Source organism: Stenotrophomonas sp. 86428_Sma (assembly GCF_056481585.1).
Genome location: NZ_CM151156.1, coordinates 1,057,077 through 1,079,807, shown reverse-complemented (window position 1 = coordinate 1,079,807; position 22,731 = coordinate 1,057,077). Strand labels below are relative to the sequence as shown.

Sequence of the window (22,731 nt, the reverse complement as noted above, 5' to 3'; positions counted from 1 at the left end):
CCTTTCGGCACAGGCATGAAGACTCGGCTGCAGACATCGTTGGGACAGCAGCTGGTGCTCACGCCCCAGTTGCAGCAGGCGATCAAGCTGCTGCAGATGTCCACCACCGAGCTGGAGCTGGAGATCGCCCAGGCGGTGGAAAGCAATCCGCTGCTGGACTGGGCCGACAGCAGCGACAGCAGCAGCGCCGGCAACGAAGGCAGCGATGGCAACGACGGTGACGCCCCGGCAGAACGTACCGATGCCGGTGACGACTGGGCACCGGCCGAACTGGACTGGAGCGCGGCCGGCAGCGGCGGCAGCTTCGACGATGACGACGACACCGGCAGCGCCGCCGAGCGCGTAGCCGAAACCGAAACACTGGCCGACCATCTGCTGTGGCAGCTGCATCTGTCGCATCTGTCCTCGCGTGATCGCAGTATCGGTGCCGCACTGATCGATGCGCTGGACGACGACGGTTACCTGCGCGAGCCGCTGGCCACCATCGCCGAAACCCTGTTGCCGGCGATCCACGCCGACGAGGACGAGATCCTCGCCGTGCTGCATCGCATCCAGCGTTTCGATCCGGTCGGTGTGGCTGCACGCACGCTGGGCGAATGCCTGCTGCTGCAGCTGGATGTGCTGGCCGGTGACACGCCCGGCCTGGTGCTGGCGCGACAGATTGCCGCAGGCCCGCTGGAACGGCTGCCGCGCAGCGGCGTCGCCGGGCTGGCCCATGAACTGAAACAGCCCCTGGACGAGGTCGAGACGGCAGTCACCCTGCTGCGCTCGCTGGACCCGCGCCCGGGCACGCAGATCGCACCGCTGTCGCAGGACACCTACGTGGTGCCGGATGTGGTGGTGTGGCGGCAGAACGGCGTATGGCGCGCAGCGCTGGCCGCGCATGCCGGGCCGAAGGTGGTGATCCACCGCGGCTACGAACAGCTGATCCGACGTTGTGGCGACGCCGATGCCGGCTACCTGCGTGCCCAGCTGCAGGAAGCGCGCTGGCTGCTGAAAGGGCTGCAGCAGCGTGGCGAAACCCTGCTGCGGGTGGTACGCAGCCTGATCCTGCAGCAGGCCGGCTTCCTCGAATTCGGCGAGCAGGCGCTGCGTCCACTGACCCTGCGCGAGATCGCCACCGAGCTCGGCCTGCACGAATCCACGGTCTCGCGTGCGATCGCCCGCAAGCACGTGCGTACCCCGCGCGGCACCCTGCCGCTGCGCGCCTTCTTCGCCTCGGGCATCGATACCGAGGGCGGTGGCGAGGCGTCCAGCACGGCCATCCAGGCGATGATCCGGCGCCTGATCGACGACGAGAACCCGCGCAAGCCGCTTTCTGACGCCAAGCTGGCTGACCTGCTCAAATCGTCGGGAATTCCAGTAGCGCGACGCACCGTGGCGAAGTATCGTGAAGCCATGAACATTTCCGCCTCGCACGAAAGGGTCAGAATCGCTTGACGCGCCGCCGCGCCCGGCGGAGAGGTTCATTGGCACATCCGAACACAGGAGAAACCCGATGCGCATCGAAACGTTTGGCAAAGATGTCGAAGTCACCCCGGCCCTGCAGTCCTATGTAGAGGAGAAGCTGGCCCGGATCGGCAAACACTTCGACCAGCACTGCGAAGCGCGGGTGACCCTCAAGCTGCAGAAGACCGAACACCACGTCGACGCCAGCCTCAACATTCCCGGCCAGACCCTGCACGCCGAGGCCAATGCCCAGACCATGTATGCCGCGATCGACCTGCTTGCGGACAAGCTTGACCGTCTGGTGATCAAGCACAAGGAGAAAAAACAGCAGCACGCACCGCTGCCGGTGGGCGACAATGGTGGCTGATCGCCACCGTTCCCCGCAGACATGCCCCTGACTGACCTCCTGGCGGCCGTGCAGACCCAGCTCTGCACGGCCACCGACCGCGACAGCGTCCTGCAGGCCGCCGCCGGGTTGCTGGCCTGCCGCCAGGCCAACGCCGAACAGATCTATCTGAACCTGTGCCAGCGCGAAGCGCTGGGCAGCACCGCGATCGGTCACGGCATCGCCATTCCCCACGGCCGCGCGCCAACCCTGGACCGCCCCCGCGGCGCCCTGCTGCGGTTGGCCACCCCGGTCGACTTCGGTGGCGACGAGCCGGTGGACCTGGTGTTCGCCATGGCCGTCCCCGCCCACTACACCCACCAGCACCTGATGCTGCTGTCCGAGCTGGCCGAGCTGTTTTCGGCGCCCGACATCCGCCAGGCCCTGCGCGAAGCGGGCGATGCCCGGGCGCTGCGCGAGGCGCTGGACATGACCCCACCTGCGAGTGCCGCATGAATACCAGCATCACCGCCCGTGAACTGTTCGAACAGCAGCGCGAGCGGCTGGGGCTGCGCTGGGCTGCCGGCAAGTCCGGCGAGAAGCGCGAGCTGGAGGCCGGCAACACGGTCTCGCGGCGTCCATCGCTGGCTGGTTATCTCAATGCGATCTACCCCAACAAGGTGCAGATCCTGGGCACCGAGGAACTGTCCTGGCTGGATGCGCTGGAACCGCGCCAGCGCTGGGAGACCATCGAAAAGATCATGCAGTCGCACCCGCTGGCGCTGGTGCTGACCCGCAACCAGGCTTGCCCGGAAGACCTGCGTGCCGCCGCTGATGAATCCGGCACGCCGCTGTGGCTGTCGCCCAAGCGCGGCCACGAACTGCTCAACCACCTGTCCTACCACCTGGCGCGGACGCTGGCGCCGCGGGTGATCCTGCACGGCGTGTTCATGGAGATCTACTCCATCGGCGTGCTGATCACCGGCGAAGCGGGATCCGGCAAGAGCGAACTGGCGCTGGAACTGCTCAGCCGTGGCCATCGCCTGGTGGCCGACGATGCCCCCGAATTCACCCAGATCGCGCCCGATGTACTCGATGGCACCTGCCCGGAGCTGCTGCAGGACCTGCTGGAAGTGCGCGGCCTGGGCGTGTTGAACGTGCGCGAGATGTTCGGCGACACGGCTGTAAAGAAGAACAAGTACCTTCGGCTGATCGTCCACCTGACCAAGCCGATGACCGAACCCACCCCGCATGGCTACGAGCGCCTGACCGGCGATTCGGGCACCCGCCATGTGCTGGACCTGGATGTACCGCTGATCACCCTGCCGGTGATGCCCGGCCGCAACCTGGCCGTGCTGACCGAGGCCGCGACCCGCCTGCACATCCTGCGCACCAAGGGCATCGACCCGGCGGCCATGTTCATCGCCCGCCACAGCAACCTGCTGGAACGGCGAACACCCTGATTCCCCTGTCCTTCGAAGAGCCTGTCCATGAGCACCGTCACCCCCTCCGCCCCGACCCTGATCATCGTCAGCGGCCTGTCCGGCTCGGGTAAATCCGTCGCCCTGAAGACCTTCGAGGACCAGGACTACTACTGCTCGGACAACCTGCCGATCAATCTGCTGCCCGACTTCGTGCGCAGCCTGCTGGCCAACCACGACGGCAGCGCACCACGCCGCCTGGCAGTGGGCATCGACGTGCGCGGCCAGGCCGACCTGAGCCAGCTGGGCGACTGGCGGCAGCTGGCCACCGATGCCGGCGTGGAAGTGAAGGTGCTGTTCTTCGAGGCCAGCGACGAGGCCGTGCTCAAACGCTACGCCGACACCCGCCGCCGCCATCCACTGAGCCAGCTGGGCCTGTCGCTGCCCGAAGCGATCGCGCGTGAGCGTGAATTGACCGCGCCGCTGCGCCGCGAGGCCGATGCGGTGATCGATACCAGCAATCTCAACGTGCATCAGCTGCGGCGGCGGATCATCACCGAGTTCACGATGGACCATGCCACCGGCCTGTCGCTGCTGTTCGAATCGTTCGCCTACAAGCGCGGCGTGCCAGCCGAGGCAGACTTCGTGTTCGATGCGCGGGTGCTGCCCAATCCACACTGGGACCCGGATCTGCGTGCGCTGAGTGGCCGCGAACCGGGCGTGCGCGACTACCTGGAAGCGCAGCCGGACGTGCAGCGCTACCTGACCCAGCTGATGGATTTCCTCGATACCTGGCTGCCGAAGCTGGGGGATGGCACCCGCAGCTACGTGACCGTTGCCTTCGGCTGCACCGGCGGCAAGCACCGTTCGGTGTTCCTGGCCGAGCGCCTGGCCCGGCATGCCCGCGAGATGGGCTGGGAAGACGTGGCGACCTACCACCGCGAACAGGATTGAGGGGGTCGGCCGGGCTGCGCCCGGCACCCGCAGAGGCCACGTCAACGGCAAGAGCGGGATTACGTGGGATGGCGGGGCGGTGTGGGTCTGCAGGACACGCCGTAAACCCGTCCATGAAGTGACCCCCGAGACTTGGACGGGGTCAGGCGGCCGATTGGGCCTGCTCCCGGTACTTTATCGGGCTCAGACCTTTCAGTTTCAGTTTGATGCGTTCTTCGTTGTAGTACTGGATGTATTCCACCAGCCCAGCTTCCAGACTCTCGATGCTGTCAAAGCTGTTCAGGTAGAAGAATTCCGACTTCAGCGTCCCAAAGAAGCTCTCCATCGCCGCATTGTCCAGGCAGTTGCCGCGCCGGGACATGCTTTGCTTCAACGAGTGCTTTTCCAGCATATGCCGGTAGTTTTCATGCTGGTACTGCCAGCCCTGGTCGGAGTGGATCATGGGGCGCTCATCCGGGGAAAGCTTCTTGATGGCCTCCTCCAGCATTTGGCCCACCAGATCAAATACGGGCCGACGCTTGATCTGATAAGCCACGATTTCGCCGTTGTAGAGGTCCATGATCGGCGACAGGTACAGCTTCATGCCCTGCACCTTGAACTCGGTCACGTCAGTCACCCATTTCTGGTTGGGGCGCTCGGCATGGAACTGGCGATTGAGGTCATTGCCAACCACAACATTGGCCGCCCCCTTGAAGGCCTGGTAGCGCTTCACACGCACCCGCGATTTCAGTCCCATCTCCCCCATCAGGCGCTGAACCCGCTTGTGATTGGTCCGATGACCCTGATTGGCTAATTCCAGCGTCACCGTGCGATAGCCATAGCGCCCTTGGCTTTGATCGTAGATTGCACGGATGCGCTCGCACAGGGCTGCCTCATCCTGATCCGGATGGGCCAGGACATGGTTCTGGTAATAGAACGTACTGCGTGACAGCTCAGCTGCTTCGAGCAGAAGCGACAGCGTATGAACCTGCCTCAATCCTTGGACGGCTTGCGCTTTGCGTCCTGCGCCGCCTGCTCTTCCCGGATCAAGGCATCGAGTTTTTTTAGGTAGTCGGTCTCCGCACGCAGATAGGCGACTTCCTTGAGCAGCTCATCGCGGCTCATATCCTCAGGTGGCTTGGACGAACGGGTCTTTTTCATCGGCTTTCGGGGCGGCGGCGGAGGGGGTGCCAACGCTTGGGCACCGCCTTGAGCATACAGGCGCCGCCATCGTCCCACCGCGCCGGCATCGCCAATTTGAAAGTAGGTGGTGGCCTCCCGCCCGGACAGGCCGTCCTGGCTCATCTTCTCCAGGACAGCCAGCTTGAACGGGAGGTCATAGGACCGGGCCTGGCGATGAAATCCCCGCCAACCATGCAGCCGATAGGTCGCCACCCAGCGCCTGACCGTGGAGAACTCCAGGCCGTGGCGACGGGCAATGGCTTTGACCGATGTGGAGGTCTTGCAGGCCTCTTTGGCGACCTGCAGTTTGAAACGCGCGTCGTATTTGTTCATGTATCCCTCGGGGTTGGATCTGGTGTCCAACTCCCGGGGGTCACTTCACCATGGGGGCTCGATGGCGCCATCCATGGCGCCAACGGTCCTGCAGACCCACACCGCCCCACCTCTGACAGATTCCGTGTGCTGTTGGTAGGTGTCGACCTTGGTCGACACGGTAGATCCACGCCATGCGTGGATGAGTCCCGGTCAGGCATCGAAAAACGGATGGGGTCGGATCCTTTTCCAACGGAAAAGGGCTCCGACCCGAGCAACACTGAATACGGGACACAGTGCCCCTCATCTGCTGCTATCGCCAATTCACCTTTACCTGTTAACGTGCAGTAATGACCTGTGGCATTCTCCTCGTAACACATCCCGGGGTCGGGACCGCCCTGCTAGACGTGGCGACCCGGCTCCTGCGGCAATTGCCGCTGAAAACCGAAGCTTTCGAAGTACCGTTCGACGCAGACCTGGACGCCCTGCTCCCGCTCGCCTCAGCCGCTCTGCGGCGGGTCGACAATGGTGAAGGCGTGCTGATCCTGACCGACCTGTACGGCGCCAGCCCCGCCAACCTTGCCGGGCAGCTGGCCCGGCTGGGGACCCCGGTTCGCCGGGTGTCGGCGCTGAGCCTGCCGATGTTGCTGCGGGTGATGAATTATCCGGAACAGGGACTGGATCAACTGCCCGCCACAGCCGCGGCGGGTACCCGTAATGGAGCGATAGTCGACGATGCTTGAACGAGAACTCACCGTGAGCAACCGCCTGGGCCTGCACGCCCGGGCCACCGCCAAGCTGGTGCAGACCCTGGCGCCGTTCCGCTGCAACGTGACCATGGCCGCCAAGGGCCGTGAGATCAACGCCAAGAGCATCATGGGCGTGATGCTGCTGGCCGCCGGCCAGGGCACACCGGTCACGGTGCGCATCAACGGCGAGGACGAAGCCGCCGCGATGGAAGCGGTGGTCGGCCTGTTCGAACGCCGCTTCGACGAGGACAGCTGAGCGTGCCACGCGCGCGCGCCGGCCAGGTCCCCTCCGGCCAGCGGCCGGTACAGCTGCTGGCCGGGCACGGTGCTGCCCGTGGCGCAGCGATGGGCCGGGCGCGGGTGCGCCTGCCACATGCGCTGGAAGTGGCCGAGCAGCGCGTCGCCGCCCATCAGGTCGAGGCCGAGCTGGCCCGCCTGCACCGCGCGGTGGATGCCGCGCGCACGGAAATGCACGAACTGCGGCAGCGCCTGCATGGCGCCCTGAACCAGGAGGTGGGCGAGTTCCTCGACCTGCATGCCCTGCTGCTGGACGACCCCGAGCTGTTGTTCGGGCTGGACGAACTGATCCGCAGCGGCCCCTACAGCGCCGGCTATGCGTTGCGCCTGCAGCGTGACCGCCTGGCCAAGGTCTTCGATGGCATGGACGATGCCTATCTGAAGAGCCGCATGGACGACCTCGACCATGTGATCGGCCGCATCCACGCCTTCCTGCAGCCCGAACGCCCGCCGGTGATGAAAGGCCTGGCCGGTGAAATCCTGGTCTGCGACAACATCGCGCCCTCCGAGCTTGCCCAGTTGCAGGCGCAGGGCGTGGTCGGCATCGTCACCGCCGCCGGCAGCGCGCTGTCGCACAGTGCGATCCTGGCGCGCAGCCTGCACCTGCCCTTGATCGTCAACGTGCCGCAGCTGCTCAGCCGCATCGCCGATGGCGACGTGCTGATCATCGATGGCGCCGACGGCAGCATCACCGCCAACCCGCAGGCCGACAACCTGCGCGACTACCGCGCGCGCCTGAAAGAACATGCGCGCGAGCAGCGCGAGCTCGGCCGCCTGCGCAGCAAACCCAGCCGTACCCGCGACCAGGTCGACATCGCCCTGCTGGCCAATGCCGAATCGCTGGAGGACGTCACCCAGGCGCATGCGCTGGGCGCGCAGGGGCTGGGCCTGTACCGCACCGAATTCCTGTTCCTGCAGCGCAACGAGCTGCCGGACGAAGAAGAACAGTTCCAGACCTACCGCGATGCCGCGTTGGGCATGAGCGGGCGACCGGTCACCATCCGCACGCTCGATCTGGGCGCGGACAAGGCCGACCGCACCGGCCTGACCCTGAGCAACGAAGAAAACCCGGCCCTGGGACTGCGCGGCGTACGCCTGTCGCTGGCACGGCCCAAGGTGGCCGACACCCAGCTGCGCGCGATCCTGCGCGCCTCGGCCTACGGCAAGCTGCGCGTGCTGGTGCCGATGGTCAGCACCCGCGAGGAACTGCTGGCGGTGCGCCGGCGCATGCTCAAGCTGACCGAACAGCTGCGCAGCGAAGGCCACATGGTGTCCGACCATGTGCCGCTGGGCGCGATGATCGAGGTGCCCGCTGCGGCGTTGGCGCTGGAGAGCTTCATCGACCTGGTCGACTTCCTGTCGATCGGCACCAACGACCTGGTGCAGTACCTGCTGGCCGCTGACCGCAACAACGAGGCACTGGGCGAGCTGTATTCGCCGCTGCATCCGGCCGTGCTGCGGTTGCTGCAGATGGTGATCGAGACCGGCGCGCGGCATCGCATTCCGGTGGCGGTCTGCGGTGAGATGGCCGGTGATGCACGGATGACTCCGCTGCTGCTGGCGCTGGGCCTGAGCGAATTCAGCCTGCACCCCGGCACACTGCTGGAGGTGCGCCGCGCGATCCGCGAGGCCGACCTGGCCGCGCTGCGCGCGCGCGCGCCGAAGCTGCTGGCCGCACGCGACCGCCGCGCGATCGAGCGCTGGCTGGCGCTGGTGGCGGATACGCCCTGAGCGCCAAGGGTAGTGCCGGCCGCTGGCCGGCAACCTCATGGCCTTCAATGGGGACGCTTGCCGGCCAGCGGCCGTCACTACCACCGCCCGGCGGCTATGCGTTGAAACATCCCCTTGCGATAATGACGCGCTGAACACCCCTGTTGCCGCATCCTTGCCGGGATCGCGGCTTTTCTTATCCCGCGGGAGCTGCGATGGCTGAAGCTGTACGCCACGACAAGACTGCGCGCCAACTGCGGATGCTGTCCGACGCACTGGACAGCGGTCGGCTGGGCCCGGTGCGCCGCCTGGTCAACACCCTGGCCCCGGCCGAGATCGGCAACCTGCTCGAATCGCTGCCGCCGGGCAAGCGCGAGGTGGTCTGGGGCCTGGTCGATCCGGAAGATGACGGTGAGGTGCTGGTCCACGTCGGCGACGACGTGCGCGAGAGCCTGCTCGCCGACATGGACCCGGACGAGATCATTGCCGCGGTCGAAGACCTGGACATCGACGATCTGGCCGACCTGGTCGAGGATCTGCCGGACACGGTCATCGACGAAGTCCTCAAGTCGATGGACCGCGAGAACCGCGAGCGCCTGGAGCAGGTGCTGTCCTACCCCGAGGACAGCGCCGGCCGTCTGATGAACCCGGACGTGGTGACCGTGCGCGCCGACGTCAACGTTGACGTGGTGCTGCGCTACCTGCGCCTGCGTGGCGAACTGCCCGACCACACCGACCACCTGTTCGTGGTCAGCCGGCGCCATCAGTACCTCGGCCGGGTGTCGCTGGCGGCACTGGTGACCCACGAGGACACCACCCCGATCAACCGCCTGATCGACGACGAGCAGCCGGCGATCGATGTCGGCGAAAGCGACCAGGAGGTCGCCCGCCAGTTCTCCGACCATGACTGGATCTCCGCGCCGGTGGTGGACGACAACAACATCCTGGTCGGCCGCATCACCATCGATGACGTGGTCGACATCATCCGTGGACAGGCCGAGCACCAGGCGCTGGGCGCCGCCGGCCTGGACGAGGACGAAGATCTTTTCAGCCCGGTCTGGCGCGCCATGCGCCGCCGCCTGATGTGGCTGTCGGTCAATCTGTGCACGGCATTCCTGGCGTCCAGCGTGGTCGGCCACTTCGAGGGCACCATCGACAAGCTGGTGGCGCTGGCGGTGCTGATGCCGATCGTTGCGGGCCTCGGAGGCAACGCCGGCACCCAGGTGCTGGCGCTGATGGTGCGCGGCCTGGCGCTGGGCCAGGTGGGCGCCTCCAACGCGCGCACGCTGCTGTGGAAGGAAGTGCGGGTCGCCTTGTTGAACGGCGTGATGCTGGGTTCGGTGCTGGGCCTGATCGTACTCGCTTGGTTCCACTCGCCCGGGTTGTCGGCGGTGATCGCCATCGCGCTGACCTGCAACCTGCTGTTCGCCGCGTTGGCCGGCGTGCTGGTGCCACTGACCCTGAAACGCTTCGGCTTCGACCCGGCGCTGGCCAGCGGCATCTTCCTGACCGCCGTGACCGACTCGATGGGCTTCTTCACCTTCCTCGGCCTGGCCACCCTGGTGCTGCTGCACTGACCGCATCAAGGATCGGGCCCCGCCAAGCGGGGCTCGGGCCCCACTCAACGGGAACACCCATGGCAACAACGATAGAAAACTACTTCCAGCCCGGCTGGCGCGACCAGCAGCACACCTGCCCGGCCTGCGAATGGAAGGGCAGCTCGCGTGCCATGGAGATGGAGCTGGACGAGGACGCCACCGAGTACGACTGCCCGGTCTGCGAGAACCCGCTGCTGGTGGTGCTGCACCCGGATATGGCGCAGGTGCAGGCTGCGGCCGCCGAAGGCAATGCCGAGGCACAGGAGCAGCTGGACATCATCGCCAGCTTCCCGCGCCCGCAGTGACGCGGCGCATGATGCCGGGCCGACGTTGCCGGACTACGATGCAGGCGTTCTCGCCGCTTCGGAAAACCCCATGGTCCGTTTGCTGTCGCGCTGGCTGCCATTGCTGGCCCTTCTGATGATGAGCGGTTGCACTTCGCTGCCGGACAGTGCGCGCGGTCGCTTCGAAGCACGTGCGGTGAAGGTGGATGGACACACGGCTTACTACCAGGTGTTCATTCCCGCGGGCCTGCAGGCCCGCAGCCCTGGTGGGCAGACGCCCGCAACCTCCAACGTCCCGGTCATCCTGTTCCTGCACGGTTCGGGCGAGCGCGGCGCCGATGGCATCAAGCAGACCCACGCCGGGCTGGGGCCTTATCTGCGCGAGCATCCCGACTTCCCTGCCCTGGTGGTGTTTCCACAGGTACCGGGCCATGAGGAATGGAGCGGCCGCAACAACCGTGCGGCCGTTGCCGCGCTGGACGCGACGATCGCCGAGTTCGGCGCCGACCCGGCACGGCAGTACCTGACCGGCATGTCGATGGGCGGCTACGGCAGCTGGAACATCGCCCTGGACGACCCGCGCCGCTTTGCCGCGATCGTGCCGGTGTGCGGCGCAGTACTGGCACCACGCGCAAAACGCCCGACCCTGTTCGTCGAGCAGGTCGCCCAGGAAACCGATCCGTATGCCGTGATCGCGCAGCGCCTGCAGCACACGCCGGTCTGGATCTTCCACGGCGCGCTGGACGACGTGGTGCCACCGGATGACGACCGCAGGCTGCACAGCGCATTCCAGAGCGCCGCTGCACGCGACGTGCGCTACACCGAGTACCCGGAAGGCAATCACAATGCCTGGGACGCTACCTACGCCGACCCGGCAATGTGGGCGTGGCTGTTCGCGCAGAAGCGCTGAACCGCAGTTTCTCGTAGCTGCCAACCTTGGTTGGCATTGACTGCTCTAGTAGTTGCCAACCTTGGTTGGCATTGACTGCTCTGGTAGTTGCCAACCTTGGTTGGCACTGGCCTACCTGAAACCAAGCCATTCCCCGATGTTCACTGGAAGCAGGCCCATCCATGCTTGCTCCATGCAGAACACACGTCTCCTGCTCGGTCGTCGCTCCAGCGTCGGCCTCAGCTATATCCTCACCACAGTCGTCCATGACCGCGCACCGCTCTTCACCAACGCCGCAGTGGCCGCCTTGGCAGTGCGCGAATTCCAGCGACTTGATCAGGAAGGCTTCACCCGCTCGATTGCCTACGTGGTCATGCCCGACCACATTCACTGGCTGGTCGAACTGCGCGCCGGGTCACTGGAAACCGTCATGAAGCGTTTCAAGTCGCGCACAGCCCAGCAGGCAAACCGGCTGCTGGGGCGAGTCGGGCGCTTCTGGCAGGCCTGCTATCACGATCATGCGATCCGCTCGGACGAATCGTTGCACCGACATGCGATGTACCTGATGGGAAATCCGATCAGGGCCGGGCTGACGACGCGGTTGGGGCAATATCCCCATGCCTGGTGCGAATGGGAGCTTGGGGCATCATGTGATCTACCCGATGACATGAGCTCCGGTGGATAGTGCCAACCAAGGTTGGCATCTACCAAAGCGGTGCGCGGACAAGCCGAGCGGTGAGTGTGCCAACCATGGTTGGCACCCACCAAAGTGGTCAGCCCAGCAGCGTTTCCAGCACGGCCATGCGCACGGCGACGCCGTTGGCGACCTGGCGCAGCACCCACGACTGCGGGCCGTCGGCCACCTCGTCGGTCACTTCCACGCCGCGGTTGATCGGGCCTGGATGCAGCACCGCGGCGTCCTTGCCGGCGCGGGCCAGGCGTTCGTTGGTCAGGCCGTACTGCGCGTGGTACTGCTCCAGCGACGGCACCAGGCCTTCTTCCATGCGCTCGCGCTGCAGGCGCAGCATCATCAGCGCGTCGACGCCTTCCAGCATCGCGTCGAAATCATCGCCGACCACGCAGCCCTTCAGGGTCTCGTCGTCCGGCAGCAGCGACTGCGGGCCGCACACGCGGATCTCGCCCACGCCAAGCGTACGCAGCGCATGCAGGTCGGTGCGGGCCACGCGCGAGTGCTTCACGTCGCCGACGATCACCACCTTCATCTTCGAGAAATCCGGGCCCTTGGCCTGGCGCAGGGTCAGCATGTCCAGCAGGCCCTGGGTCGGGTGCGCGCTGCGGCCGTCACCGGCATTGATCAGCGCGGTGCCCTCGCCCGCCGCTTCGGCCAGTGCGGCCACGGCGCCATCATCCGGGTGGCGCACCACGAAGCCGCGCACGCCCATCGCTTCCAGGTTGCGCAGCGTGTCGCAGGCGGTTTCGCCCTTGCGCGTGGACGAGGTCGAGGCATCGAAGTTCAGTACGTCGGCGCCCAGGCGCTGCGCGGCCAGCTGGAACGAGCTGCGGGTGCGTGTGGACGGTTCGAAGAACAGCGTGCACACCGCCGAACCGGCCAGCACGTGGCGCTTGTTGCCGACACGACCGACCGCGGCGTCGCGGATCTGCCCGGCCCGGTCAAGCAGCTGCAGCAGGGTGTCGCGCGGAAGGCCTTCGAGGGTCAGCAGGTGGCGCAGGCGGCCGGAGGCATCGAGTTGCTGGGCGGTCATGGCGGTGTCGGGCAGTCAGGGAATGGGGGTGGCGTCGTCCGGCGACGACAGCCAACGGTCGATGATCACCGCCGCGGCAACGGCATCGAGGGCGGCCGCATCACGGCGGCGCTTGCGCCCTTCGGCGCGCTCGACAGCGAAGCGGCGGGCGGCCTCGACCGAGCTGGAACGCTCGTCGATCATCACCACCGGCAGCTTGAAACGTTCCCGCAGCTGGCGGGCAAAGCCCTGCGCACGCTTGCGGTTGGGCTGGTCCTGGCCATCCAGGGTCAGCGGGTCGCCGACCACCAGGCCGTCGGGTTTCCATTCCTTGAGCAGGCGTTCGATCGCGGTCCAGTCCGGGCCATTGCCGTGCACGTCGACCACCGCCACCGCGCGCGCATGCGCAGCGAAGGCACTGCCGATGGCCACGCCGATGCGGCGAGAGCCGACGTCGAACCCCAGAACGGTGCCGTCACGGCGGATCGCCGGGGCAGCAGACACCGGTGCGGGCGCGGTCGGCTCAGACATGGCCGCTGTAATCGGTCAGACGGAACAAGTCCACGCCGATGCGCGAGGCCGCACCCTGCCAGCGCTGCTCCAGCGGCAGCTGGAACACCAGCTCGGCATCGGCCGGCACGGTCAGCCAGCTGTTCTCGGACAGCTCGCTTTCCAGCTGCCCTGCACCCCAACCGGCACAGCCGAGGGTGACCACGGCATTGGCCGGGCCTTCGCCGCGCGCCATCGCTTCGAGGATGTCGCGCGAGGTGGTGAGGTACAGGCCCTCGCCCACGGTCAGGCTGGAATCCCACGCGCGCGCGTCGTCATGGATGACGAAGCCGCGCTCGGGATGCACCGGGCCGCCGTTGAGCACCATGCGCGCCTGCAGGTCGCCATCACCGGTGGTGATGTCCATCTGTGCAAGCACTTCGCCCAGCGTGTACTCGGAAGGCTGGTTGACCAGCACGCCCATCGCCCCGTTCTCGTCGTGCTGGCAGATCAGCGCGACGCTGCGGGCAAAGGTCGCGTCGAGCAGCGACGGCAGCGCGACGAGCAGGTGATCGGCAAGGGAAGTCGGCGTAACAGGCATGGGCCCATTCTACCTGCTGGGGGCGGGATGGTCGCGCGATGGCGCCGAACCGCGATGGGCTAGGATGATGCTTTGCCATGGAAGGTCATCGATGCAGTCTTCATCGCCCCTGACCCTGCCGGCACGCAGCGCCATCGTCCTGATCGCCCTGCTGCAGGGTCTGATGCTGTATGCCGCGCAGGAACTGTCCGATGCGTGGCCGTTCCGCGATATCGGCTGGCGCTACTGCTGGTACGCCTGGGTACTGGCCATTCCCAGCGCGGTGGCATTGAGCCTGGTCGAGCTGGGCCAGCGCCGCCTGTGGCTGCAGGCGGTGCTCGGCTCGGTGGTGGTGCTGGCGCTGGCCGCCTGGATCGGCTGGAACCTCAACGGCGAGACCGCGCTGGATTCGGGCGCGCTGCAGTTCCCGCTGACCGTGGGCATGGCCGTAGCAGTGTTCGTGGCCCTGCCCTGGTGGCAGTTCCAGTTGCAGCACGGGCATTGGCGCGCCAGCTATCCGGAGCTGTTCGAGCGCGCCTGGCAGAACGGCCTGACCCTGGCCCTGGCGGCGCTGTTCACCGGGCTGACCTGGCTGCTGTTGTGGCTGTGGGCGGCGCTGTTCCAGCTGCTCGACGTGACCGTCTTCCGCGACCTGTTCCGGCAGGACGCGTTCATCGCGCTGGCCACCGGCAGCCTGGCCGGGTTCGGCGTGCTGATCGGGCGCACCCAGCACCGCGCGATCCAGATCACCCGCCAGGTGCTGTTCGCGATCTGTCGCGGGCTGCTGCCGCTGCTCTCGTTCATTGCCGTGCTGTTCGTGCTGAGCCTGCCGCTGACCGGGCTGGAACCGCTGTGGAAGACCCGCTCGGCCGCCAGTCTGCTGCTGGTGCTGTCGCTGCTGCTGGTGTCATTCACCAATGCGGTCTACCAGCAAGGCGACGACACCGCGCCCTACCCCGTCGTGCTGCGCCGGCTGGTCGAGGCCAGCCTGCTGGCGCTGCCGGTCTATGCGGTGCTGGCGCTGTATGCACTGGGCCTGCGCGTGGTGCAGTACGGCTGGACCCTGGACCGCTTCTGGGCGGTGCTGATCGCGTTGGCCGTGGCCGGCTATGCCGTGGGCTATGCACTGGCGGTGCTGCGCCGACAGCCCCGCTGGTTGCAGACACTGGAGCCGGTCAACCGCTGGATGTGCTGGGTGGTGCTGGCACTGGCATTGCTGGGCAACTCGCCGCTGCTGGACCCGGTGCGGCTGACCCTGTCCAGCCAGTTGGCGCGCCTGCGTGCGGACCCGCCGGCGATCACCAGCAGTGACGTCAACGTGCTGCGCTTCGATCTTGGGCGCCGTGGCGTGCAGGCGCTGCGCGAGCTGCAGCGTGATCCGGCCATCACCGCCGATGCCAACGCGCCACAGGTGATCGCTGCCGCGCTGGCACGTACCTCGCGCTGGGACGATGGACAGCGCCTCGACAAGGGTCTGCAGGACGTCGCCGCCCTGCAGCGCGCGCTGAAGCTGGCCAAGGGATCCAGCTCGCCACCGGACGATTGGTGGCAGGCACTGGCCACCCGCGCGATCAATGGCGAATCCTGCGCCCAGAGCGAGCGCGACTGCCTGATCGTGCATCGCGACCTGGATGGCGACGGCAGCACCGAGGTGCTGCTGTGCGAGCTGTACACCCACCGTGGGCCGGACTGCGTGCTGTACGCACGTGGCGGGGATGGCCAGTGGCGCCGGGCCGGTTCGCTGTTCGGCACCGTCAGCGGCCAGGCCGAGGCGATCAACCAGGCCCTGCGTGACGGCAAACTCACGCTTGTGCCACCGCGCTGGCCGATGCTGTCCATCGGCGGGCGCCCCGCGGTGGCCATCGATCCCGAACCCGAATCCAACGAGTCTTCCCCATGAGCGGTTACTGCCTCATCGCCCCGGGCCATCCGGTGCACGACTACTACCACGCCAACGAGTACGGCTTCCCGCAGCGTGACGAGCGCGAGCTGTTCGAGCGGCTGGTGCTGGAGATCAACCAGGCCGGGCTGAGCTGGGAGACCATCCTGAAGAAGCGCGAGGGCTTCCGCGCGGCCTATGACGGCTTCGATGTGGATCGGGTTGCAGCCTACGCCGAGCAGGACATCGAACGGCTGCTGTCGGACGCGGGCATCATCCGCAACCGGCTGAAGGTGCTGGCGGCGATCCACAACGCACAGGTGATCCAGCAGCTGCGGGCCAGCCACGGCAGCTTCGCGGCGTGGCTGGACGCGCACCATCCGCGCAGCAAGGCCGACTGGGTGAAGCTGTTCAAGAAGACGTTCCGCTTCACCGGCGGCGAGATCACCGGCGAATTCCTGATGAGCCTGGGCTACCTGCCCGGTGCGCACGCCGAGGACTGCCCGGTGCATGCGCGGCTGCTGACGCTGTCGCCGCCGTGGTTGCAGGCCTCCCAGTAGCGCCGGCCGCTGGCCGGCAACCTCGGAACGCCTCAGGTGTTGCCGGCCAGCGGCCGGCACTACCGTCGAATCGTCACACGCCCATGTAACGGCCCGGGCGGTGGTTGAACATCAGCACCAGGCTGAGCACCACCGCGCCGATCGCCGAGTACAGCACCTTCGACGGCGACAGCACGAAGAACGCGGCCACCATCAGGCAGGCGTCGTAGGACATCTGCACCTTGCCCGCGCTCCAGCCGCGGGTGCGCTGCAGGTACACCGCCAGGATACCGATGCCGCCGAGGCTGGCGCGGTGGCGGATGAAGAACAGGATGCCCAGGCCGGACAACGCACCGCCCACGATCGCCGAATACAACGGGTTGATGTGCGAGAAGTCGATCCAGCGCGGCAGCAGGTCGGTCAGCACGCCACAGGCGGTGACCGCGGCGAAGGTCTTCAGGGTGAATTCCCAGCCCATGCGCCGCAGCGCCACCCAGTAGAACGGCAGATTGACCAGCACGAACACCAGGCCGAAGTTCCAACCCATCGAGTAGTGCAGCAGGAAGGCCATGCCGGCCATGCCGCCGATCATCAGCCCACCCTTGGCGAAGATGGCCAGGCCCAGCGAGGCCACCATCGTGGCCAGCACCATGCCCTGCACGTCCTCGGCGATCGAGTGGCGCAGCGCTTTTTCGTCGGCGGTGGTGCCGGCACTGTCGGGCGGCGGGGTCAGCGGACCGGCGGTGACCAGGTGGCCGTCAGCGTCGTCGCACGGCGCGGGGCCATGGGCGGGAAGGGACATACGGGTGGGGGAACAGCAGGTGGGGAGCGCTATTAGACACGATCTGCATGACAGTTGCAGATGAAATCGTTCAGCTGCGCTCGCCCATTCAGGTTATTCCGGAGGCGTCACCGGCAGCACGGCCAGCATGTCCTCGCCATCATCGTCCATGCCTGTCTCGACGAAACCGAAGCTGCCATAGAAGGCGCCCGCCACCGGATTGCGCGGGTTGTAGCAGATCTCGATCTCTGCCAGGCCGGGCGTGTCCCGGATCTGCGCCAGCGCCACTTCCAGCGCGCGCCGCCCGATGCCACGCCCCTGCCAGCGCTGATCGACCATGAAGCGCCAGATCGAGATGCGCTGCGGCGTCTCCGGCACCCACATGAAGAACCCGACCAGCTCGCCATCGGCCTGGATGGCGCGGGTCTGGTAGCCGGGATGGAATGCTGCCTGCACCAGCGACCAGGTATTGCCGGCCACGAAGTCCTGCTGCGCCTCGCTGACGTCGAGATCGCACACGGCTTCGTAGTTGTCGACGGTGATCGCGTCCAGCGTGACCTGCATGAGGGCGTCCTGCCTCGGGATGAACGCCCAGTCTGCCTGACCCCGGAGGCCGTGTAGCCTGACCCCCACACGACCGTTCAGCGCCGGGTTGCCTGCTCAGCCCTTTCCGGCCAGATGGTGCGCCACCAACGCATTGGCATGGCCGTGGCCCACCCCATGCTCGCTTTTCAGGAAGCTGACCAGTTCCATGTGTTTCAGGCCCTTCTTGCCCGCCAGCAGCCCGAACCAGTGCGTCACCGGCTGCCCGTAGGTCTTCTCGATGGAGGGGAAGTACGAGGCCGGGCCCTTCGGCTTGGTGTCAGTGCTCATGTGCAGCTCCTGTTGAAGTCATTCATTCGACGAACCACAGTCCCTGAAATCGACATCCCCACACGCCTACACAGAATGGGGTCGGAGCCGTTCCAACAGCTCGCGGGAAATTGTCGAAGGCGGGGCGGCTCAGGTTGCGGGGGCGTGAGCGCCATGGATGGCGCGACCGAGGCTACATGGACGTACTTGCGCCGTCCCCCGCAACCTGAGCCCCCCCGCCTCCCACGGGAAGCCAGCTTTTGACGTTGCCATTGACGTTGTTTCGGCGGGTGCCGGGCGCAGCCCGGCCGTATCATCCCGTCATGCCCCGTGAAAACCTCAACGACCTGCAGGCCTTCGTCCACGTTGCCCGCGAAGGTAGCTTCACCAGGGCCGCCGCCCAGCTGGGTGTCTCCCAGTCCGCGCTCAGCCATGCCATGCGCGGCCTGGAAGAGCGCCTCGGCGTGCGCCTGCTGACCCGCACCACCCGCAGCGTGTCCACCACCGAAGCCGGTGCGCGCCTGCTCGAGACCCTCGCCCCGCGCCTGGCCGAGATCGAGGACGAACTGGCCGCACTGGCCGAGTACCGCGAACGCCCGGCCGGCACCATCCGCATCAATGCCACCGGCCATGCCGCCGAATACATCGCCTGGCCGCGGCTGGCGCCATTGCTGCAGCAGTATCCGGACCTGAAGGTGGAACTGGCTGCCGACTACGGGCTGGCCGACATCGTCGCCGAGCGCTACGACATCGGTATCCGCCTCGGCGAACGGCTGGCGCGCGACATGATCGCGGTACCGGTCAGCCCACCGCTGCGCATGCGCGTGGTCGGTGCGCCCAGCTACTTCCGCCAGCATGTGGTGCCACGGCATCCGCACGACCTGGCCAACCACAACTGCATCACCCTGCGCCTGCCTACGCATGGCGGACTGATGCCGTGGGATTTCGGCCAGGACGGCAACGAACTGAGCGTGCGCGTGACCGGTCAGTGGACCTTCAACACCATGGGCATGACCCGCGCGGCTGCACTGGCCGGCAGCGGGCTGGCCTGGCTGCCGGAAGACCAGGTGCAGCCGATGCTGGACGATGGCCGGCTGCAGTCGGTGCTGGACGATTGGTGCCCGCACTTCGATGGCTACTACGCGTATTACCCGTCACGCCGCCACGTCACCGTGGCGATGCGCACGGTGCTCGACGCGTTGCGCGGGCCGATGGGGAGTTGAGGAGTGCGGACCAACGGTCCGCACCCACCACCAACGGTCCGCACCCACCTGGTGATCAGCCCTTGGCCTGCGCGGCGCGCTGCACGTTGTAGCGCTCACCGACAATCGACACTTCATCCAGCGCCTGCGCGATGCGTTGCAGTTCCTCCGGCGCCAACTGCAGGTCGGCCGCGCCCAGGTTTTCTTCCAGGCGATGGATCTTGGTGGTGCCCGGAATCGGCACGATCCACGGTGCCTGCGCCAGCAGCCAGGCCAGCGCTACCTGCGCCGGCGTCGCGCCACGTGCGGCAGCGATCGTGCTGATGCGGTCAACCAGCGCCTGGTTGGCACGACGCGCCTCCACTTCAAAACGCGGTACGGTGTTGCGGAAGTCGTTGGCGTCGAAGGTGGTATCGGCGTTGATCGCGCCGGTCAGGAAGCCACGGCCCAGCGGGCTGAACGGCACGAAACCAATGCCCAGTTCCTGCAACGTCGGCAACAGTTCGCGCTCCGGCTCACGCCACCACAGCGAGTACTCGCTCTGCACGGCGGCCACCGGCTGCACTGCATGGGCGCGACGCACGGTGGCGGCACTGGCCTCGGACAGGCCGAAGTGGCCGACCTTGCCTTCGGCGATCAGGTCGCGCACGGTACCGGCCACATCCTCGATCGGCACGTTGGGGTCGACGCGGTGCTGGTAGAACAGGTCGATATGGTCGGTGCGCAGGCGCTTGAGGCTGGCCTCCGCCACCGCGCGGATGTTCTCGGGACGGCTGTCCAGCCCGGTATCGACGCGCGCATCCTTGAAGCCGAACTTGGTGGCGATCACCAGCCTGTCGCGGTACGGCGCCAGCGCCTCGCCGAGCAGGTCTTCGTTGGTGTAGGGGCCATACACTTCGGCGGTGTCGAAGAAGGTCACGCCACGCTCGACGGCGGCCTGCAGCAGGGCGATGCCCTGACTGCGCTCCACCGGTTGGCCGTAGCCATGGCTCAGGCCCATGCAGCCCAGGCCGAGGGCGGAAACCTTCAGGCCACCGCGGCCGAGTTCACGTGTCTGCATCGTCGTGCTCCAAAGGGGAGCGCGCTGACGATACGCCTGCAGAGCCCACGGATTGAATGGGCAGCATTGCAGTTGGTCATGACTGGAATTCATCAATACGCGCAGCCGCCCGCCCGTAGCGTCGAGCTTGCTCGACTCGACAAGAACAGTCGAGCAGGCTCGACGCTACGGAACACCCAGGTCACCGGATCTCGGAAATCTCCACGCCATCCAGCCCCTGCGACAGGGTGCGGGCGTCGCCGCCCTGGCTGAGCTTGATGCGCAGGCGCACTTCGTTCTGCGAATCGGCGTAGCGCAGCGCGTCCTCGTAGCTGATCTCGCCCGCCTGGTACAGCTCGAACAGGCTCTGGTCGAAGGTCTTCATGCCCAGCTGGACCGAGTCCTTCATCACTTCCTTCAGCTTGTGGATCTCGCCGTCGCGGATGTAGTCCTGCACCAGCGGCGTGCCCAGCAGGATCTCCATCGCCACCTTGCGCGAGCGGCCATCGGGCGACGGCACCAGCTGCTGCGCGACCACGCCCTTGAGGTTCAGCGACAGGTCCATCAGCAGCTGGTTGCGGCGGTCTTCCGGGAAGAAGTTGACGATGCGGTCCATCGCCTGGTTGGCGTTGTTGGCATGCAGGGTGCACAGCACCAGGTGGCCGGTTTCGGCGAACGCGATGGCGTGGTCCATGCCTTCGCGGGTACGCACCTCGCCGATCATGATCACGTCCGGCGCCTGGCGCAGGGTGTTCTTCAACGCGGCTTCCCAGCTGTCGGTATCGATGCCGACTTCGCGCTGGGTGATGATGCAGCCCTCGTGCTTGTGCACGAATTCGATCGGGTCTTCGATGGTGATGATGTGGCCAGTCGAGTTCTGGTTGCGGTAACCGATCATCGCCGCCAGCGAGGTCGATTTACCGGTACCGGTGGCACCGACGAACAGGATGATGCCGCGCTTGGTCATCGCCAGCGTCTTGATGATCGGCGGCAGGCTCAGCTCTTCCACGGTCGGAATGCGCGTCTCGATGCGACGCAGCACCATGCCGACCTGGTTGCGCTGGTAGAAGCAGCTGACGCGGAAGCGGCCGACGCCGGACAGGCCGATGGCGAAGTTGCACTCGTGGGTCTTCTCGAATTCCTCGCGCTGCGCCGGGGTCATCACGTTCAGGACCAGGTCGCGGCTCTGCTGCGGGGTCAGTGGTGTCTGCGTGATCGGCGAAATCTTGCCGTTGACCTTCATCGCCGGCGGCATGCCCGCGGTGATGAACAGGTCCGAGGCGCGCTGGTGCGCCATCAGCTTGAGGAACGAAGTGAAATCGATGGTGGTCGCGGTGGTGTTCACGGCGGGCTCCCAATGGGGCATGTACCAGGAAACGGTCGGAGGCGGAAACGGCGCGGAAACGGCGGCGCACTGGCGCACGCCGTCCCGTTGCGGCCCCGCCTTACTCGAACAGGCGCTTGTCCTTGGCGTAGTCGCGGGCCTGGTTGCGGGTGATCAGGCTGCGCTTGACCAGGTCCTGCAGGTGCTGGTCCAGGGTCATCATGCCGTACTGCTGGCCGGTCTGGATGGCCGAATACATCTGCGCCACCTTGTCCTCGCGGATCAGGTTGCGGATGGCCGGGGTGCCGACCATGATTTCCCATGCAGCGGTACGGCCGCCGCCGACCTTCTTCAGCAGTGCCTGCGAGATCACCGCACGCAGCGACTCGGACAGCATCGAACGCACCATCGGCTTTTCGCCGGCCGGGAACACGTCGATGATACGGTCGATGGTCTTGGCCGCCGAGCTGGTGTGCAGGGTGCCGAACACCAGGTGGCCGGTTTCCGCGGCGGTCAGCGCCAGGCGGATGGTTTCCAGGTCGCGCAGTTCGCCGACCAGGATGATGTCCGGGTCCTCACGCAGTGCCGAGCGCAGCGCTTCGTTGAAGCCATGCGTATCGCGGTGCACTTCGCGCTGGTTGATCAGGCACTTCTGCGAGGTGTGCACGAATTCGATCGGATCCTCGACGGTGAGGATGTGGCCGTATTCGTTTTTGTTGATGTAGTCGATCATCGCCGCCAGCGTGGTCGACTTGCCCGAGCCGGTCGGGCCGGTCACCAGGATCAGGCCCTGCGGCTGCTGGATCACTTCGCGGAACAGCGGCGGGCAGGCCAGGTCCTCGAGGGTGAGCACCTCGGACGGAATGGTACGGAACACCGCACCGGCACCGCGGTTCTGGTTGAACGCGTTGACACGGAAGCGCGCCAGCGACGGGATCTCGAAGGAGAAGTCCACTTCGAGGAATTCCTCGTAATCGCGGCGCTGCTTGTCGGACATGATGTCGTACACCAGCGCGTGGACCTGCTTGTGGTCCAGGGCTGGGATGTTGATCCGGCGCACGTCGCCGTCCACGCGGATCATCGGCGGCAGGCCTGCGGACAGGTGCAGGTCGGACGCTTTGTTCTTTACGGAAAACGCCAACAGCTCGGCGATATCCATGAGCGGCTACTCCCCAATAACGGCTTCGACTGGAA

The 22,731-nt window shown here is 66.4% G+C and carries 25 protein-coding genes; 15 read left to right on the top strand and 10 right to left on the bottom strand.

The window, feature by feature from the left end:
• The first annotated feature begins 15 nt into the window (after positions 1 to 15).
• The 5 genes from ACZK3J_RS04935 to rapZ are packed head-to-tail and all read left to right on the top strand — an operon-like array spanning position 16 to position 4,149.
• A complete protein-coding gene (locus ACZK3J_RS04935; RefSeq protein WP_279913695.1) occupies positions 16 to 1,440 on the top strand; it encodes an RNA polymerase factor sigma-54 in 1,425 nt (474 codons plus the stop codon).
• Between the two features lie 58 nt (positions 1,441 to 1,498).
• Positions 1,499 to 1,816: a ribosome hibernation-promoting factor, HPF/YfiA family gene (gene hpf / locus ACZK3J_RS04930; protein WP_004147311.1), complete on the top strand. Its 318-nt coding sequence runs from the start codon at positions 1,499 to 1,501 to the stop codon at positions 1,814 to 1,816.
• Positions 1,817 to 1,837: 21 nt separating this feature from the next.
• Positions 1,838 to 2,290: a PTS sugar transporter subunit IIA gene (locus ACZK3J_RS04925; RefSeq protein ID WP_032130191.1), complete on the top strand. Its 453-nt coding sequence runs from the start codon at positions 1,838 to 1,840 to the stop codon at positions 2,288 to 2,290.
• Complete coding sequence (gene hprK, locus ACZK3J_RS04920; protein ID WP_005408388.1) at positions 2,287 to 3,237, top strand: HPr(Ser) kinase/phosphatase; 951 nt, start codon at positions 2,287 to 2,289, stop codon at positions 3,235 to 3,237. The genes ACZK3J_RS04925 and hprK overlap by 4 nt, the downstream gene beginning before the upstream one ends.
• A 27-nt stretch (positions 3,238 to 3,264) precedes the next feature.
• A complete protein-coding gene (gene rapZ, locus ACZK3J_RS04915; RefSeq protein ID WP_032130190.1) occupies positions 3,265 to 4,149 on the top strand; it encodes an RNase adapter RapZ in 885 nt (294 codons plus the stop codon).
• Between the two features lie 142 nt (positions 4,150 to 4,291).
• Here rapZ and ACZK3J_RS04910 read toward each other — a convergent pair.
• Positions 4,292 to 5,643, bottom strand: a protein-coding gene (locus ACZK3J_RS04910; RefSeq protein ID WP_329916253.1) for an IS3-like element ISStma2 family transposase whose coding sequence is annotated in 2 segments (ribosomal slippage) — positions 4,292 to 5,196 and positions 5,196 to 5,643 — 1,353 coding nt in all. Because the reading frame shifts where the segments join, the coding sequence is not laid out codon by codon here.
• A gap of 329 nt (positions 5,644 to 5,972) precedes the next feature.
• On the opposite strand from ACZK3J_RS04910, the gene ACZK3J_RS04905 reads away from it, so the two are divergent.
• From ACZK3J_RS04905 to ACZK3J_RS04875, 7 genes are all read left to right on the top strand, one after another.
• Positions 5,973 to 6,365 (top strand): PTS sugar transporter subunit IIA, encoded by a 393-nt coding sequence (locus ACZK3J_RS04905; RefSeq protein ID WP_049462131.1) that lies wholly within the window; start codon positions 5,973 to 5,975, stop codon positions 6,363 to 6,365.
• On the top strand, positions 6,358 to 6,627 hold the full coding sequence (locus ACZK3J_RS04900; RefSeq protein ID WP_005408385.1) for an HPr family phosphocarrier protein: 270 nt from the start codon (positions 6,358 to 6,360) through the stop codon (positions 6,625 to 6,627). The genes ACZK3J_RS04905 and ACZK3J_RS04900 overlap by 8 nt, the downstream gene beginning before the upstream one ends.
• A gap of 2 nt (positions 6,628 to 6,629) precedes the next feature.
• The gene (gene ptsP / locus ACZK3J_RS04895; protein ID WP_100437450.1) at positions 6,630 to 8,399 is read left to right on the top strand and encodes a phosphoenolpyruvate--protein phosphotransferase; all 1,770 of its coding nucleotides are present in this window, start codon (positions 6,630 to 6,632) and stop codon (positions 8,397 to 8,399) included.
• Between the two features lie 194 nt (positions 8,400 to 8,593).
• Positions 8,594 to 9,955 carry a magnesium transporter gene (gene mgtE / locus ACZK3J_RS04890; RefSeq protein WP_010483662.1) on the top strand — a complete coding sequence of 454 codons (1,362 nt, stop codon included), beginning with the start codon at positions 8,594 to 8,596 and terminating at the stop codon, positions 9,953 to 9,955.
• A 59-nt stretch (positions 9,956 to 10,014) separates the two neighbouring features.
• Complete coding sequence (locus ACZK3J_RS04885) at positions 10,015 to 10,281, top strand: hypothetical protein (RefSeq protein ID WP_010483664.1); 267 nt, start codon at positions 10,015 to 10,017, stop codon at positions 10,279 to 10,281.
• Positions 10,282 to 10,351: 70 nt separating this feature from the next.
• Positions 10,352 to 11,170 carry a carboxylesterase family protein gene (locus ACZK3J_RS04880; protein WP_189720659.1) on the top strand — a complete coding sequence of 273 codons (819 nt, stop codon included), beginning with the start codon at positions 10,352 to 10,354 and terminating at the stop codon, positions 11,168 to 11,170.
• A 172-nt stretch (positions 11,171 to 11,342) separates the two neighbouring features.
• Entirely contained in the window at positions 11,343 to 11,834 is a 492-nt protein-coding gene (locus ACZK3J_RS04875) for an REP-associated tyrosine transposase (RefSeq protein ID WP_071228058.1), read from the top strand.
• Positions 11,835 to 11,922: 88 nt separating this feature from the next.
• Here the strand turns inward: ACZK3J_RS04875 and ACZK3J_RS04870 are convergent, their stop codons facing one another.
• Genes ACZK3J_RS04870 through ACZK3J_RS04860 form a run of 3 tightly spaced genes read right to left on the bottom strand, consistent with a single transcriptional unit; the run spans position 11,923 to position 13,942 of the window.
• Positions 11,923 to 12,873 (bottom strand): aspartate carbamoyltransferase catalytic subunit, encoded by a 951-nt coding sequence (locus ACZK3J_RS04870; RefSeq protein ID WP_032130186.1) that lies wholly within the window; start codon positions 12,871 to 12,873, stop codon positions 11,923 to 11,925.
• Positions 12,874 to 12,888: 15 nt separating this feature from the next.
• A complete protein-coding gene (ruvX, locus tag ACZK3J_RS04865; RefSeq protein WP_180846525.1) occupies positions 12,889 to 13,356 on the bottom strand; it encodes a Holliday junction resolvase RuvX in 468 nt (155 codons plus the stop codon).
• A gap of 19 nt (positions 13,357 to 13,375) precedes the next feature.
• Positions 13,376 to 13,942: a YqgE/AlgH family protein gene (locus tag ACZK3J_RS04860; RefSeq protein ID WP_014036231.1), complete on the bottom strand. Its 567-nt coding sequence runs from the start codon at positions 13,940 to 13,942 to the stop codon at positions 13,376 to 13,378.
• Positions 13,943 to 14,033: 91 nt separating this feature from the next.
• Between ACZK3J_RS04860 and ACZK3J_RS04855 the strand changes: the two genes are divergently transcribed.
• A complete protein-coding gene (locus ACZK3J_RS04855; protein ID WP_478476464.1) occupies positions 14,034 to 15,821 on the top strand; it encodes a DUF4153 domain-containing protein in 1,788 nt (595 codons plus the stop codon).
• Positions 15,818 to 16,360 carry a DNA-3-methyladenine glycosylase I gene (locus tag ACZK3J_RS04850; RefSeq protein WP_478476463.1) on the top strand — a complete coding sequence of 181 codons (543 nt, stop codon included), beginning with the start codon at positions 15,818 to 15,820 and terminating at the stop codon, positions 16,358 to 16,360. The genes ACZK3J_RS04855 and ACZK3J_RS04850 overlap by 4 nt, the downstream gene beginning before the upstream one ends.
• Before the next feature lie 73 nt (positions 16,361 to 16,433).
• Here ACZK3J_RS04850 and ACZK3J_RS04845 read toward each other — a convergent pair whose 3' ends face one another.
• The 3 genes from ACZK3J_RS04845 to ACZK3J_RS04835 form a co-directional block, all read right to left on the bottom strand.
• A complete protein-coding gene (locus ACZK3J_RS04845) occupies positions 16,434 to 17,141 on the bottom strand; it encodes a YitT family protein (RefSeq protein WP_032130182.1) in 708 nt (235 codons plus the stop codon).
• Between the two features lie 93 nt (positions 17,142 to 17,234).
• Positions 17,235 to 17,684, bottom strand: coding sequence for a GNAT family N-acetyltransferase (locus ACZK3J_RS04840; protein ID WP_071228056.1), 450 nt, complete (start codon positions 17,682 to 17,684; stop codon positions 17,235 to 17,237).
• 96 nt (positions 17,685 to 17,780) lie between these two features.
• On the bottom strand, positions 17,781 to 17,993 hold the full coding sequence (locus ACZK3J_RS04835; protein ID WP_049400678.1) for a DUF4287 domain-containing protein: 213 nt from the start codon (positions 17,991 to 17,993) through the stop codon (positions 17,781 to 17,783).
• Positions 17,994 to 18,295: 302 nt separating this feature from the next.
• Here ACZK3J_RS04835 and ACZK3J_RS04830 point away from each other — a divergent pair, with 302 nt between their 5' ends.
• A complete protein-coding gene (locus ACZK3J_RS04830; RefSeq protein ID WP_049463612.1) occupies positions 18,296 to 19,195 on the top strand; it encodes a LysR family transcriptional regulator in 900 nt (299 codons plus the stop codon).
• Between the two features lie 55 nt (positions 19,196 to 19,250).
• On the opposite strand, the gene ACZK3J_RS04825 is transcribed toward ACZK3J_RS04830, so the two are convergent.
• From ACZK3J_RS04825 to ACZK3J_RS04815, 3 genes are all read right to left on the bottom strand, one after another.
• Positions 19,251 to 20,234 carry an aldo/keto reductase gene (locus ACZK3J_RS04825; protein ID WP_100437446.1) on the bottom strand — a complete coding sequence of 328 codons (984 nt, stop codon included), beginning with the start codon at positions 20,232 to 20,234 and terminating at the stop codon, positions 19,251 to 19,253.
• 181 nt (positions 20,235 to 20,415) lie between these two features.
• A complete protein-coding gene (locus ACZK3J_RS04820; protein ID WP_049400675.1) occupies positions 20,416 to 21,579 on the bottom strand; it encodes a PilT/PilU family type 4a pilus ATPase in 1,164 nt (387 codons plus the stop codon).
• Between the two features lie 79 nt (positions 21,580 to 21,658).
• Positions 21,659 to 22,696: a type IV pilus twitching motility protein PilT gene (locus ACZK3J_RS04815; RefSeq protein WP_006422551.1), complete on the bottom strand. Its 1,038-nt coding sequence runs from the start codon at positions 22,694 to 22,696 to the stop codon at positions 21,659 to 21,661.
• Positions 22,697 to 22,731 lie beyond the last annotated feature (35 nt).

Excerpts from the sequence above, each read along its gene's own strand:
- ACZK3J_RS04935 (WP_279913695.1), top strand. The coding sequence starts at position 16 with ATGAAGACTCGGCTGCAGACATCGTTGGGACAGCAGCTGGTGCTCACG.
- hpf (WP_004147311.1), top strand. The coding sequence starts at position 1,499 with ATGCGCATCGAAACGTTTGGCAAAGATGTCGAAGTCACCCCGGCCCTG.
- ACZK3J_RS04925 (WP_032130191.1), top strand. The coding sequence starts at position 1,838 with ATGCCCCTGACTGACCTCCTGGCGGCCGTGCAGACCCAGCTCTGCACG.
- hprK (WP_005408388.1), top strand. The coding sequence starts at position 2,287 with ATGAATACCAGCATCACCGCCCGTGAACTGTTCGAACAGCAGCGCGAG.
- rapZ (WP_032130190.1), top strand. The coding sequence starts at position 3,265 with ATGAGCACCGTCACCCCCTCCGCCCCGACCCTGATCATCGTCAGCGGC.
- ACZK3J_RS04905 (WP_049462131.1), top strand. The coding sequence starts at position 5,973 with ATGACCTGTGGCATTCTCCTCGTAACACATCCCGGGGTCGGGACCGCC.
- ACZK3J_RS04900 (WP_005408385.1), top strand. The coding sequence starts at position 6,358 with ATGCTTGAACGAGAACTCACCGTGAGCAACCGCCTGGGCCTGCACGCC.
- mgtE (WP_010483662.1), top strand. The coding sequence starts at position 8,594 with ATGGCTGAAGCTGTACGCCACGACAAGACTGCGCGCCAACTGCGGATG.
- ACZK3J_RS04885 (WP_010483664.1), top strand. The coding sequence starts at position 10,015 with ATGGCAACAACGATAGAAAACTACTTCCAGCCCGGCTGGCGCGACCAG.
- ACZK3J_RS04880 (WP_189720659.1), top strand. The coding sequence starts at position 10,352 with ATGGTCCGTTTGCTGTCGCGCTGGCTGCCATTGCTGGCCCTTCTGATG.
- ACZK3J_RS04875 (WP_071228058.1), top strand. The coding sequence starts at position 11,343 with ATGCAGAACACACGTCTCCTGCTCGGTCGTCGCTCCAGCGTCGGCCTC.
- ACZK3J_RS04870 (WP_032130186.1), bottom strand. The coding sequence starts at position 12,873 with ATGACCGCCCAGCAACTCGATGCCTCCGGCCGCCTGCGCCACCTGCTG.
- ACZK3J_RS04860 (WP_014036231.1), bottom strand. The coding sequence starts at position 13,942 with ATGCCTGTTACGCCGACTTCCCTTGCCGATCACCTGCTCGTCGCGCTG.
- ACZK3J_RS04855 (WP_478476464.1), top strand. The coding sequence starts at position 14,034 with ATGCAGTCTTCATCGCCCCTGACCCTGCCGGCACGCAGCGCCATCGTC.
- ACZK3J_RS04850 (WP_478476463.1), top strand. The coding sequence starts at position 15,818 with ATGAGCGGTTACTGCCTCATCGCCCCGGGCCATCCGGTGCACGACTAC.
- ACZK3J_RS04845 (WP_032130182.1), bottom strand. The coding sequence starts at position 17,141 with ATGTCCCTTCCCGCCCATGGCCCCGCGCCGTGCGACGACGCTGACGGC.
- ACZK3J_RS04840 (WP_071228056.1), bottom strand. The coding sequence starts at position 17,684 with ATGCAGGTCACGCTGGACGCGATCACCGTCGACAACTACGAAGCCGTG.
- ACZK3J_RS04835 (WP_049400678.1), bottom strand. The coding sequence starts at position 17,993 with ATGAGCACTGACACCAAGCCGAAGGGCCCGGCCTCGTACTTCCCCTCC.
- ACZK3J_RS04830 (WP_049463612.1), top strand. The coding sequence starts at position 18,296 with ATGCCCCGTGAAAACCTCAACGACCTGCAGGCCTTCGTCCACGTTGCC.
- ACZK3J_RS04825 (WP_100437446.1), bottom strand. The coding sequence starts at position 20,234 with ATGCAGACACGTGAACTCGGCCGCGGTGGCCTGAAGGTTTCCGCCCTC.
- ACZK3J_RS04820 (WP_049400675.1), bottom strand. The coding sequence starts at position 21,579 with ATGCCCCATTGGGAGCCCGCCGTGAACACCACCGCGACCACCATCGAT.
- ACZK3J_RS04815 (WP_006422551.1), bottom strand. The coding sequence starts at position 22,696 with ATGGATATCGCCGAGCTGTTGGCGTTTTCCGTAAAGAACAAAGCGTCC.